This window comes from Mucilaginibacter sp. OK098 (assembly GCF_900142915.1).
Lineage (GTDB): Bacteria > Bacteroidota > Bacteroidia > Sphingobacteriales > Sphingobacteriaceae > Mucilaginibacter.
The window spans coordinates 331,055-344,123 of the sequence record NZ_FRCM01000004.1; the positions used below are offsets into that span (position 1 = coordinate 331,055).

11 protein-coding genes are annotated in these 13,069 nt (G+C 40.6%); 1 reads left to right on the forward strand and 10 read right to left on the reverse strand.

Features of this window, described 5'->3' with window-relative positions:
* Positions 1-9: 9 nt before the first annotated feature.
* Positions 10-825 (reverse strand): Rossmann-like and DUF2520 domain-containing protein, encoded by an 816-nt coding sequence (locus BUE31_RS14945; protein WP_317042441.1) that lies wholly within the window; start codon positions 823-825, stop codon positions 10-12.
* Positions 826-947: 122 nt separating this feature from the next.
* Here BUE31_RS14945 and BUE31_RS14950 point away from each other — a divergent pair, with 122 nt between their 5' ends.
* Positions 948-1,802: an alpha/beta fold hydrolase gene (locus BUE31_RS14950; RefSeq protein ID WP_159440690.1), complete on the forward strand. Its 855-nt coding sequence runs from the start codon at positions 948-950 to the stop codon at positions 1,800-1,802.
* Between the two features lie 8 nt (positions 1,803-1,810).
* On the opposite strand, the gene BUE31_RS14955 is transcribed toward BUE31_RS14950, so the two are convergent.
* From BUE31_RS14955 to BUE31_RS14995, 9 genes are all read right to left on the reverse strand, one after another.
* Positions 1,811-2,530 (reverse strand): phytanoyl-CoA dioxygenase family protein, encoded by a 720-nt coding sequence (locus BUE31_RS14955; RefSeq protein ID WP_073404609.1) that lies wholly within the window; start codon positions 2,528-2,530, stop codon positions 1,811-1,813.
* A 61-nt stretch (positions 2,531-2,591) separates the two neighbouring features.
* Positions 2,592-5,072, reverse strand: a complete 2,481-nt coding sequence (gene ccsA, locus BUE31_RS14960) for a cytochrome c biogenesis protein CcsA (RefSeq protein WP_073404610.1) — start codon at positions 5,070-5,072, stop codon at positions 2,592-2,594.
* Positions 5,073-5,081: 9 nt separating this feature from the next.
* On the reverse strand, positions 5,082-5,492 hold the full coding sequence (locus BUE31_RS14965) for a cytochrome c maturation protein CcmE domain-containing protein (RefSeq protein ID WP_073404611.1): 411 nt from the start codon (positions 5,490-5,492) through the stop codon (positions 5,082-5,084).
* 271 nt (positions 5,493-5,763) lie between these two features.
* Positions 5,764-7,440 (reverse strand): gliding motility-associated C-terminal domain-containing protein, encoded by a 1,677-nt coding sequence (locus BUE31_RS14970; protein ID WP_073404612.1) that lies wholly within the window; start codon positions 7,438-7,440, stop codon positions 5,764-5,766.
* Between the two features lie 147 nt (positions 7,441-7,587).
* Positions 7,588-9,024, reverse strand: coding sequence for a Glu/Leu/Phe/Val family dehydrogenase (locus BUE31_RS14975; protein WP_073404613.1), 1,437 nt, complete (start codon positions 9,022-9,024; stop codon positions 7,588-7,590).
* Positions 9,025-9,177: 153 nt separating this feature from the next.
* A complete protein-coding gene (locus BUE31_RS14980; RefSeq protein ID WP_234997836.1) occupies positions 9,178-9,366 on the reverse strand; it encodes a CcmD family protein in 189 nt (62 codons plus the stop codon).
* Between the two features lie 25 nt (positions 9,367-9,391).
* The gene (ccsA, locus tag BUE31_RS14985) at positions 9,392-10,129 is read right to left on the reverse strand and encodes a cytochrome c biogenesis protein (protein WP_083619954.1); all 738 of its coding nucleotides are present in this window, start codon (positions 10,127-10,129) and stop codon (positions 9,392-9,394) included.
* A gap of 186 nt (positions 10,130-10,315) precedes the next feature.
* On the reverse strand, positions 10,316-11,503 hold the full coding sequence (locus BUE31_RS14990; protein WP_073404615.1) for a carboxypeptidase-like regulatory domain-containing protein: 1,188 nt from the start codon (positions 11,501-11,503) through the stop codon (positions 10,316-10,318).
* Positions 11,504-11,693: 190 nt separating this feature from the next.
* Entirely contained in the window at positions 11,694-13,067 is a 1,374-nt protein-coding gene (locus BUE31_RS14995) for a di-heme oxidoreductase family protein (RefSeq protein WP_073404616.1), read from the reverse strand.
* Positions 13,068-13,069: the final 2 nt, after the last annotated feature.

Here is a 13,069-nt window from a genome sequence, read left to right on the forward strand (position 1 = left end):
GTAACAAAATTACCCGTGCCCGGGTCCGGCATTCTTCTTTTTGATAATCTCCTGACTTAACAAACTGTAAATCGCTTTCAAATCCGGTTCATTATTAAGCATTTGCAGGTGTATCGCCATTGTATTTTCATCGTTACGGATGGCCGGTCCGGTTTGTACCCCGGCAGGCAAGTTGGTTTGTACCTTTTGGGCCGTTTCTAAAATCAACGGACGAAGCATTTCAAAACCCATACCATGCTCAGCTAATAGCTGCTGTGCAATATTGTAAAGGTAATTAGGAAAGTTGCAGGCAAAAACAGCGGCAAGGTGCAGTATTTTACGCTGTGCCGAGCTTACCCTATAAACGTTGTTACTAATGGTTTGCGCAAGCTCAATAAGCTGTTTCGTTATATTCTCAGTTGCGCCCTCAATACAAAGCGGAACAGTTAAAAAATCGACCTCTTTATTTTTGCTGAGCGTTTGGAGGGGGTAAAATACACCTGCGCTATCCGTAAGATTTAATAAGGTTTGTAAATCGGTAGCACCTGATGTATGTACAATTAGTTTTTTAAATTTTATTAATGATTGTGCGATTGATCCAATAACGTCATCCTTTACCGAGATGATAAAAAGGTCTGTTTCCGGATTGATCTGCTCTAAATTACCAATTGCCTCCGCGCCTACATGATAAGCCAGCAAAGCTGCGTTCTGCGGATCGCGGCTATAAACCTGCACAATGCGATGCCCTGCATTTTTAAATGCCGCCGCAAGGTGCGTAGCTACATTTCCTGAACCTATTATAGTGATGCGCATGTGTTGTAAATTATGGATGGTAATAACACAAATATTTCTTTTATTTTTAAGTTTTCAGAAACATTCCATCTTATCTCATCAAACAGGGCATGAAATTACTTAAAGTCATCTTTACTACCATCTTATTTTTGGCAGTCGTTGCAAGTATTTACTTAATGATTATATACAAAGGGAGCGACAAAGAAAAAAAGGCACTGACCGATGCAGACAGAAAAGGTACAACCGGCCAATACATCAAGCTAAGCCAGGGCGTTACACATTACCAGATAGACGGGCCTGACACCGGTAAAGTGGTAATATTAGTTCATGGTTTTAGTGTGCCTTATTTTATTTGGGATGGTACTTATGAGTATTTGGTTAAGCAGGGTTTCAGGGTTTTACGGTACGACCAGTTTGGCCGGGGATATTCCGACAGGCCTGATGTAGTTTATAACGAGGACCTGTATCTGACTCAACTATATGATCTTATCAAACAACTTCGTTTAAAGATACCTGTAAGTTTAGCAGGGATGTCACATGGAGGGAAAGTTGTTACCAATTTCACCTGTAAACACCCTGAACTGGTTAATAAGGTAATACTTATTGACCCGGCTTATCCGTTTGAGGTCCCTTCTTCACCAAAGCTTTATACAGATTATTATGAAGCCACCCATGGCGATGAACGCGCCACCGGGCAATTAGCTGATTTTAAATACCCGGACCGGCATCCGGATTGGGTTAATAAATACAGGGTCCAGATGCAGTATAAAGGCTTCAGAAATGCATTGATCTCAACCATGTACAATTATAATTATAATGGCAGGGTAGCTAATACCTGCCTTAACAGCACACACAAACCAGTTTTACTGATATGGGGAAAAGAAGACCATACCGTGCCATTTACCTTTAGCGATTCTATTCAAAGTGTATTGAAAGTTGATTTCTTCCCCGTGGATGATGCGGGGCATTTACCATATATTGAACAAGCCGGTAAGGTTAATGCTAAGATTGCGGAATTTTTGAAAAAATAAGAGATTTTTTACACCTTTTCCATTTCGGCCCAAGATATTGACACAGGCAGTTCTATTTTACTAAACTCAATGTGTACCACTCTCCGTTTTTTATTTGTAGTGGTACGGTTTGATGCGTGCAGTAACAGCGGGCGCATTATCATAATACCACCTGAATTTACATTACAGGTTGTTTCGGTTTCATTTTTCCAATTCAGGTTGTCCACCCGATAAATATTTTTAAGATGAGAACTGGAGATCACTTTAAGAGCACCATTACCTTCATCCGTATCATCCAAATGAATACGAATAGTAAAGTTATCTTGTAGAATACCTATTGGTGGCTGAACAGCAAATTGACTTAATTTAGTTGTCCATGGGCCATACCCGGGCAAGTTAACCTTCCTGTCTACTGAAATAGTAAGATCCTGGTGCCAGGCTACAAACCAGTTCGACTTTTCGGGTTTATCAAAATAGATGGATTTGACAACGAAATACTGATCGCCAAATAAATTATGGATCACAGATTTTAATTTATCATTAAAGATCAGTTTCTTAACTCCCGGCACACCTTTTAAAAACTGCCTTATTGCGAAAAGATCATTACTTTTTCGAAATGTTGGCTTTGATTGATCTGCTTTGTTGATAGTGGCAATTATAGCATCAATTTCATCGGCAGTATAAATATCATTTAGGATAGTAAATCCGTTTGTAGTGATATTTTCACGGTGATTATTGGCTTGATGCATTATATGGTGAGATCCGCCAAACTTACGAAGTTTTGTAAACTTCGTAAGTTTGGCGGATACTTTAAACAGTCTTCAGCTCCTTGTTCCTTCTCCTTATCGACAGTAAAAACCCAATGATCATGATAATGGTGCCAGACCACAGGAAGTTGATATAAGGAAAATCAAGTGCACGCATTACTATCCATGGCCTTTTGTTTTGCGGCTGCTGGTAAACTATTATCTCTACTTTATTTTTATCAGGGATGATCTTTGACAAGCGCAGTTTTAAACCTGCATCTTCAACCTTGCGGGCAAAATCAAGCACGGTTTTGTTCTTTATCATGTAAACAGGGTCGGCCTGGTAGATTTTAGTGTGCGATACAACTTCAAGCTTTGCACTAATGGCAATATCATCACCGGTAAGCGGGATGTTTTGCACTTTTGCTTCTTTATTTAATGATTTTAACACGATATACCCATCCTTGTATGGAATTGTATCGCCAACCGCAACTTCATGCGGAATTGGCTCCTCGTAGTTTTTATCATCATTTTCTTCACCGTGTGCAGCCTCATCACCCGAACCGGCAGGCTTATCTTTAATTTCAGGGATAGCTGTTATATGCGTATACAGATCATGAAACAAATAATGCTTGGTATCAGGAGATGACACTAAACCCATTTGCGGATTTATCTGCGCATTGGGTTTTAATACAAATTCTTCAACTATTTTACCGCCAGCATCCAGGCGCTTATAATCCATTTTATAATAGTAATTGGGTACTGATACCGAATCACCTATATAAGTCACCGTATACGGGCCCATTTTTACAGGCTCATTACGATACATCATTATGTTTTCGTGGATATCTCCCCCTACTTTGGCATCGGTAGAACCTCTGTCAAACCCTTTGATATTTATATTGCCCGATTCATTGTTTGATACTACCTTTCTTGTACCGGCAGCTATTAACGAACCTATCAGCATTAATGCAAAGCCGATATGCGCCACTGCCGAGCCTGCCAGCTTAAACTTACCTTTCAATGAATCGGTTAGTACCTTTCCATTTGCCAAAACAGAGTAAATAGAACCAAACATTACCAGTACAAACACAAAGTGCAATTTGTACAATCCGGTTACATAAACAACAAGTGCGGTAATTGCAGCTGCAAAAACAAGATAAAGCCCTGTAGTGATAAAAAAACGGGTAACGTCTGTTTTCTTATATTTTAAAAACTGGGTAAAGCCTGTTAATATGACAATAACCATGGCAAATGACGCCTGTATAACATTATAATGCCCAACCAGGTCGGTAGGGGGAGCTATTTTAGTACCAAACATACTATTCCATACAGGTATAGATGTTACCAGTATTAAGTGAAAGCAGGATAAGCCAAGGAATATAGCGCCAACAAACATCCAAAATTCACGTGAGTAGGTATCTTCATCTTTTTTAGAGATAGGCATTTCCTTCCACCGAACAACTAAAAGATATACGGATAGTGCTAAAAACACCAGGATAAAAATCACCAGGTGCCAAAACATCCCAAGATCTGTAAAAGCATGCACGGATGTTTCGCCAAGTACCCCGCTCCTTGCAAGGAAAGATGAATAAAGCACCATTACAAAGCTCATCAGCACCAAAAACGTAGCTGTAAAATATGAATGACCCGAATTTTTGTATACAATTAAAACGTGCAGGCCACCCACTAAAGTAAGCCATGGAAATATAGATGCATTTTCAACAGGGTCCCATGCCCAAAATCCGCCAAAGTTTAACGATTCATAAGCCCATAACGAACCCATAATAACTCCCGTACCCAATATCATTGCAGAAAAAAGCCCGTATGAAATGGCAGGCGCCACCCATTCTTTATACCGTTTTTGCCATAAACCGGCAATTGCATAAGCAAAAGGAACCACCACTGACGCTAAACCCAAAAACAAGGTTGGAGGGTGGATCACCATCCAGTAGTTTTGCAGCAATGGGTTCATCCCCTGACCGTCTTTTATAAATGAAAGATAATCTGCACGGGAAAAGATCGGGCCTTCAACAGCATTTCTTAATAACAGGAATGGCGAACTGCCTATCCTTGCACCAAATACTTCGATACCTAAAAGCATTGAGGCTAAAAATACCTGCGAAAAAGAGATAATAGTCATTACCGGCTTTTCCCATGATTTTGCCCGCCAGATAAGTACATTACCTAAAACAGCCTGCCAGAAAGTCCACAGCAAAAAGCCGCCTTCCTGTCCGTTCCAAAAACCCGAAACTATATAGTAAACAGGTAATGAGCGCGATGTATAGGCCCAGGCATAATGATATTCAAAATAGTGGTTGTAAATAACATAGAAAAGCATTACGCCAACCCCTAAAATAGAGATTGAATTAGCCCAAAAGGCTATGCGGCCCATTTTTAGCCAGGAATTGTCGAGCTTATTGGTGCTGGTAGTAGCAAAATAATAGCTTAAAGCTGATAGTAACGCTGCGCCGAATGATAAAATAACAAATACCTTGCCTATATCACCGGGCAAAAGGTGTTCGCCTTGAAAAGCTATATCCATTAAGTGATTTTATATTGAAGCCGATTTGGCTTTGAACTCTTTAACGTCTAATTTATCCTGTGTGTACTTTGATGGGCATTTCATCAGGATAGTTGATGCATGAAATTCGTTGCCGGTCATGCGGCCGGTAAGCACAATTTGTTCCGATTTTTCAAAATCCTGTGGCTTTGTACCAGTATATATCACCTTACATTCCTCACCTTTATTGTCTTTAACAAAGAAAGAAAAGTAGTTAGCATCCTTAGCGGCATCGTAATACAGTTCTTTACCTTTATCCAGGTGGCCGACAATGTGTAATTCTTCCGTGGTTTTTTTAGCATCGCCAAAAGAACCGTAAGTACTTGAACTGGAGTATGTAGTAATGATAGTTGCTATCGCGATAGCAATTACGATCAAACCAAATATTGCACTTTTTTTCATTAACGGTTTATCTACTGTATTTCGAGTTACAAAAATACAAAACGTTAATGTAATAATGTTTATTACAAGAGATTAATCTTATTTAGAATCATTCTTCTTAAGTCCGAAAGTCGGAAAAGTCCGGAAGTCCGGAAGACAGGAAATGGCAGATGTATTAATTTGATCTTTGTAGATGCTTGTTGATTCCCAGCCCAATATTTCTTCCGGGTCCTTTCAAGTTCAAACTTTGAAACTTCCTAACTTTTCGGACTTTCGGACTTTCCCCCTCACCTCATCTCAATAAAAAAATAGACGAAGCCTTGCTAATTTTTGTTTGGTGGTAATTATCTGTCCCTTCAAATACCCAGTAATACGTCCCTACCGGAAGAACTTGTCCGTTGTAGTTTCCGTTCCAATAATCAGCTTGTGATTTACCTGTAAATACAAGCTTGCCATAGCGGTTAAAAATTCTTAGGACCCCAAAAGTTGCTTCACCATCAACGGTAATGGAAAAATTATCGTTGATGCCGTCGTTATTGGGGGTAAATGTATTTGGCGCAATTATGGTATACAGCGGTGGTGGTTCTATAACCACATTTACAGGCACCACAACACTGCAGCCATAATCACTTGCTACTTTTATATAAAAAACCGCTCCATATTTAATTGCCATATAATTATCAACCGGAATAGTTGCCTCAGCATTGCTATAATAGCTATATGTTTCATTTTTTTTATGTACAAAGGTTTTTGACAGATCAACCGTTACGGGGAAAACTACCGGTTTGGGGTTGGTAACGCTAATCTCCGGTTCGGCCACTACCACATTTACAGGAAGGATATTCATACACCCTTCCTTATTACCCCCCTGGATATAGAACAATCCCGAACTGGTGATCCTTTCCGGGTTATATAAATAGCTTGTGCCCAGGGAATCCTTGTAATAGCTCAACGTAGTTCCGGGGCTGCTGCCCGCGGTTACCTTAGCGTCAGTAAGGTCTACCCCTTTTCCGGGACAGCCATACAAGGTATCCGGAACATTCAGTTTAAATCCTTCGTCAATTCTGTTAACAATGGTAGATAAGGTATCAGTGCATCCAAGTCCCTCATACGGGGAAATTTCCAAAACATAGGTTGTATTATCCGGCGGTGGCGGCGATATGTTTATGCTTTGGCCGGTACCCACCAGTTTTGACAGATCTGCAGTAAACCATTCGTATGACGCAAACCCATTTGGGGCGTGCAGCGTCATCGATCTTTGCCCGGCGCAATAAGCATTACCTGTTATTGAAGTTCCGTTATCTTCATTTATATCCAGGTAGGCATAACCAAAGTGCTGCCCTTTGGTACAATCATTGGTTGTAAATTCAAGGCGGATCTCCTTTCCTGTATAATTGCTAAGGTCAATAGCCGCTGTGGACCAATCTTTATAGTATATACTTTCTCCTTTAACACCCGCGACTGTAGACAGCTTAAATCCTGGTAAACTGGATGAAGCGGCAAAATCAAACGAGGGGCATTCAAGATATTTGTTATCGGTTACATCATAAACCTGTACCCTAAATTTGGGTTGCTGAAAAGGCAAATGATTTGGATTTTCTAAAACAACCGCATAATTAAATACGATACTATATGATTTTTGATTAGGAACCTTTAATGTATAGCTAACTCGCTCAGCTTGTCTGCTTGTGTCATCATTACCTAACCTAATGCTGTAGTTACTTCCGTTTGGGCAAAGGACTGGAAATTCACCATAGGGGTCGAGTATTTTGGCAGATCCCTTACTGATTAACGTATGCCTGTTATTAATTGGTACCGATGCGAATAACGAAACATTACCCGAAGGATCAACAAAACCAATGTAGCAGTTCCAATTACTAAAAGAACCATTTTCAAAACCTATGTTCGGCGTTTGAGAAAATGCTTTAAAGCCTATTAATAAAAATATAATAACTATAGGTTTAAACATCGTTATCCGGTTAGCGGATTAAATGTAAAAACTTTAAATGGCATTATTAAAAAAATGAGTGTCCTATAAACGTAACTATATAAATAAAAAATGGCTGAATACCAATTGGATCCAGCCATTTTTTATCTTAAAGACCAAGCCTTACAATTATGGCCAGATCCCTAAATTTTGGTATGATACGGCTATTTTGTTGATGGCACCTACCATAGCGGCACTGCGCAGTGTATCAATTTTAGGGTTATTTTTATATGTCTCCCTAATCTCATGATATGAGCGGATCATAGTGTCTTCCAATCCGGAGTTTACCAATTCAAGCTCTGATGCACCTTTTATAATGGTTGAGCGTTGCATTGGGGTTAAAGCCACTCCAGTTATGCCTTCAACCATGTTTACCAGGTTAAGGTTTGAATTTTCTTCAAAACGCCTGTTTATACGGCCAAAGGCTACGTGCGACAAGTTTTTAAGCCATTCGAAATATGAAACGGTTACACCACCGGCATTTGCGTACATATCCGGAATGATCAAACCGCCGTTGCTGTAAAAAATAGCTTCTGCCTCCGGAGAAGTAGGACCATTTGCACCTTCGGCAATTATTTTTGCTTTGATATTTTTAATATTGGCTAAAGTGATCTGGTTCTCCAATGCTGCCGGAACTAAAATATCGCAAGGCTGTTCAAGACCTTCCATTGAGTTTTTGAATTGCTGTTTGGCACCTGCATATCCTAAGATAGACCCGGTTGCTTTACGGTGTTGAAATACTGCATCAACATCTAATCCGTCGGCATTATAAATAGCGCCTTCAAATTCGCACAAGCCAACAATTAAAGCGCCAAACTCGGCTAAAAACTTGGCAGAGTGATAACCCACATTACCTAAACCCTGTACAATTACCTTTTTACCGGAAATACCCGGTAAAAGACCAATTTTCTGCATATCCTCGCCCACGCTCACACATTCGCGAATAGCTATAGCTACACCCCTGCCGGTTGCTTCTTTACGGCCGGCAATGCCATGTAATGCAATTGGCTTACCCGTAACAGCGCCCATTGCATCCAGCTGGCCCGGATTCATGGTTGCATAAGTATCGGCTATCCAGCTCATTTCGCGCTCGCCCGATCCATAATCAGGTGCGGGTACGTCAATGCTGGGGCCTATAAAATTTTTCTTAATCAGTTCAACCGTGTAGCGACGGGTAATATTTTCCAGCTCCTGTATAGTATAGTTTTTGGGGTTGATCTTGATGCCTCCTTTGGCGCCACCAAAAGGAACATTTACAATGGCGCATTTGTAGGTCATTAGCGCGGCAAGTGCCATCACCTCATCTTCATTAACCATCTCGCTGTAACGGATCCCGCCTTTTGTTGGCGATTGGTGTTGTGAGTGTTCAACGCGCCAGGCGTCTATTACTTCAAATCCATTGCCTCTGCGGATAGGGAAACGGAAGCGGTAAACACTGTTGCATGATTTTATCTGATCTAACAGACCAGCATCGTGTTTGGTAAATTGAGCAGCGTAATCAAAGTTCTTACATACGTCACCAAAAAAGTGGGTATCCTGATCAGCGGCCGGATTGGTAGTAGCCATAAAAATTATTTGATAATTATTAAATCGTTAAAAAAGTGCACAAATTTGATACTTTTTTTATCAATATCGCAAATTTATTATCTCCAATTTTATTATGCATGCATAATATTACATTAAAATGCAGGTTTAAACGGAATAGGCTAATTTTTTGAACTATTTTTCTTTTTCAATCTTCCTTAACCTTCTGTCTATTGAGAACAAATAGATGGCCAAGCCCACAAAAATTATAACAACTATAGCCACTACTACGTATATCTTTCCCGAACTGCGAAATACATCTGCCATTTCAGGACCCGATGCTGACTGTGCGAAAACGGCAGCGTTGCTTAATATAAGTAGCATCAATACAAGTAATTTTTTCATCTTTCTATAAAGCGTTGTTTTTGTATTCAATTAAACGGATGCGGTACCTGATAGTGGCAATCCATACCGAAAAAAAGCTCCATGCGAGCATAGCCGGATAAAACACCATTTTCATTCTGCCGTCAAGGTCGTACTTACCAAAGGCAGGGTTACCGCCACTACCCGGATGCAGAGAGTCCGTCATTCTTGGAATCACGAAAATCAATACGATCATGATAGGAAATGCAAAAATATTATAGATGGCAGAGATCTTCGCACGCTTCTGCTCCTCATCAATCGAGTTACGTAACACTACGTAAGCGCAATAAAGCAGGAAAGCTATCGCGGCGCTATTTTGCTTTGGATCGCCGCTCCAATAGGCGCCCCAGGTATATTTTGCCCACATCATGCCGGTTAAAAGCCCAAGTGAGTAAAACAATAAACCTGTGTTTACGCATTCAACAGCCGCAAGGTCATCTTTCTCCAGCCCTGTATTAAGGTAACGGACACTGTAAAATACCGACATTACAAAAACTGAAAGCATTGCCATCCACATAGGCACATGGAAATACAGGTTACGGATAGTTTCATTAAGAATATACTTGTCCGGAACACCTAAAAGAAAACCTGCTATCAGTGTGTAAACGATCAGAAGTACGGTGATGATCTTCCACCAGCTTTTTGTCATTTGCCTTTGCAAAAACTGATAAAACACGCCTGCGGTATCCGCTATCCAATCCCAAATTTGATATATAAATTTCATAGTATTTATGCTGACAAATGTAATGTTTTTTGGTTGATTGGTCTGATTAAGTTGGATTGAGTTGATTAAGTTTTTTGCAATTTGATCAGACTTACGAAGTTTTTAAAACTTCGTAAGTCTTTCCGCTCTGTTCTTTAATAACCTAATCAACTCAATCCAACCTAATCCACTTACTCAACTCCCCCACTACTTCACATCCGGTACATAATCAACCGGTAACAGGTCTGACAGGCGAGATTTTGCCCACGCCCCTTCAAGCAGTGGAGCCTGGCTAACTACAATGCCATTCATATCAAACAAGGCATAGGGATTAAACAAGGTAATAATACTTGTTTCATAGTTTGTCATCTCCAGCGGACGATACAGATCCTTGTTATATACTTCATCTCTCCTTTTGGTGTAAACAACATACAAATAGTTAGGAAAATGTAAAGCAAAAATACCCTGCTGGTCGGTAGTGCTGTATACTTCGTATGGCAATACCGGGATCTTGCCAAGGCTCTCTTTATAATATTTTGACAGGGTGGCCTGGCTATTCCAATAATTTAAAGAGTCGGCCATCCTCCTCTCATAAAACATTTTGGCTTTCCGTCTTATTACGTCTTCAGGAGGCCTGCCAGGATTTAGCTGCCGGTTTAAATGGTACATTATAAAACCCGCTTCACTTAATTTATTGGTGTATAACGACCGGTAAAAATGCATAGCCGATCCATAATAAGCTTCTTCGCGCTTTTCATGCCATTTCTTTTTTTGCGAAGCACTACCCGGCAACTCCTCAAATAGCCGTTCACCGCCGTAGGCAATTATGTTTGCTATCCTATCGCTTATAAAATCTTTGAGCAGGAATTTAACCCTATAACCGAGCGCCTTATTTTCAACTACTAAAAATTCATCCGCGTTTGCTTCCAGCGTTTGTTTTGTACGGTTAAACTGAAGGTTAAGCACATGGGGGTTTGTAACCACGCAATTTTTGGCATTTTCATCAACACCTATAAAATCTTTTCTGAACGACTCATAATTTTTTTTCCAGTCGGCTGCGGATATTATCGTCACCTCCTTAAGCATTAGCGGCTTAGGTTTTAATTGAATATCCATTTTTATAGGTTCGCGACCTACAAGTACAGTTTTTGAATAATCCTCGAATCCTAATATAGTAACGGTTAAAGTGTACTGCCCGGGCCTGATATAATTCAATGAAAATTTACCGTCCTCGGCGCTTGCAGACCCAACAGATGAATTACTTAAAAAGACACTTGCCCGCGGTAAGGGTTTATTTGTTTCTGCATTGGTTATTACCCCGGTAATAATTCCATCCTGGGCGAAAGCTATAACCGGAAAAAATATACAAAGAAGGATGAACCAGGGGAATCGCATCGGTCAATATTACAATTAAATTTGAAGATGCTAAAAAACGGAATAATTATGAACTAAGGATGAAAAAAAAAGTCCGAAAGTCGGAAAAGACCGAAACTCCGCAAGTAATAAAGGTTCTGGCTTAAAGCGTAATAGCTTCGTTACAAAACTAACTCCTCTTTCTTTCGGACTTTACTGACTTTCGGACTTCTTACAACGACTTCAAAAACTTCAGGATCGCATCCCTGTCAGACTTAGGCAGATTTGAAAAATAGGCTTTTGATTGATCAGCTTCGCCACCATGCCACATAATGGCTTCGGTTAGTGTACGTGCGCGCCCATCATGCAAATAGTAGCCGGGGTTATTCACCGTTTCAAATAAACCTACACCCCATAATGCCGCAGTTCGCCAATCTTGTCCGCCTGCCAAAAAATCCGACCGGTTATCAGCCAGGCCGGGGCCCATGTTATGTACCAGCAGATCTGTATAAGGGTGTATTATTTGGTTTGATACAGAAGGAAACGCTACATTAATGCCAGTAGTTAATGTTTGCCTATGGCAGTTAACACATTTTGCCAGTATGAACAATTGCAGCCCCCGTTTTATGGTCGCATCTGTAGTATTCCTTCGGGCAGGCACTGCAAGCGTTTGCGCATAAAATTTAACAGCGTTTAAAAGGCTGTCAGGAAGTTCAGGATCATCCTTTAAACCATCGTACTGCGCCTGTCCAAAACTATTTTCAACCGGGAGCACGCTGGTAGTAATTCCCATATCCTGGTTAAAGGCGCTCGCAACCTGTGTTAAAATTGATGCAGTATTTGCTTTCCAGCCAAAGCGGCCTATTTGCCTGGTTTGGGTAACGGCATCCCATACGTAATTAACTTTTCCCTTTATACCATCTCCATTAGCATCATTAGGGTCAGCAAGTCCAACAATTTCGCTTTCGGGCACAGCCTCCAGTAAACCCAATCCAAACATTGGCGGCGCTAAACGCGGCGAAAGCAGGTAACTACCGGCTATAGGTGTATACAGATTTGTTAAAGTATAAGTTGGTGTTCTTAGCTCGTAAGTTTCCCCATCAGCAAATGAGTAGGTATTATAAGCATAGGCAATATTCACCTTACATTCGGGCACTTTACCAAAAACTGCTTTATCCTGTAATTGTAATCCATAGCCGGGCACCGGTACAGGGCCGCCATGCGCATCATTTCCAGGCAAACTTATCCGCATTAATAACGAGGATTGTAACTCGCCGGCAGTTGGTAAACCGATACCATCATTATGGTGGCAGTTAGTGCATGAAGTATTATTAAAAAGAGGGCCTAAACCACTATGAATAGGTGCCGGTGCCGTAACGAACGACTGGTTAAAAATCCGGTCGCCTAGGCTATGCACATATACATCGTATCCCGTTAAGCCCGGGAACATGTTCCCGAAAGCTTGTGAAGTAGCATTAAAAACTGTTTCATCACCTCCGGAAAGCCGGTCATCATATTGATCTTCAGGAAATACTTTTGATTTCTGGCACTTTACCAATATAAGTACCAGTATAATCAATATCCCAATTACTTTTAATTGTCTCAATT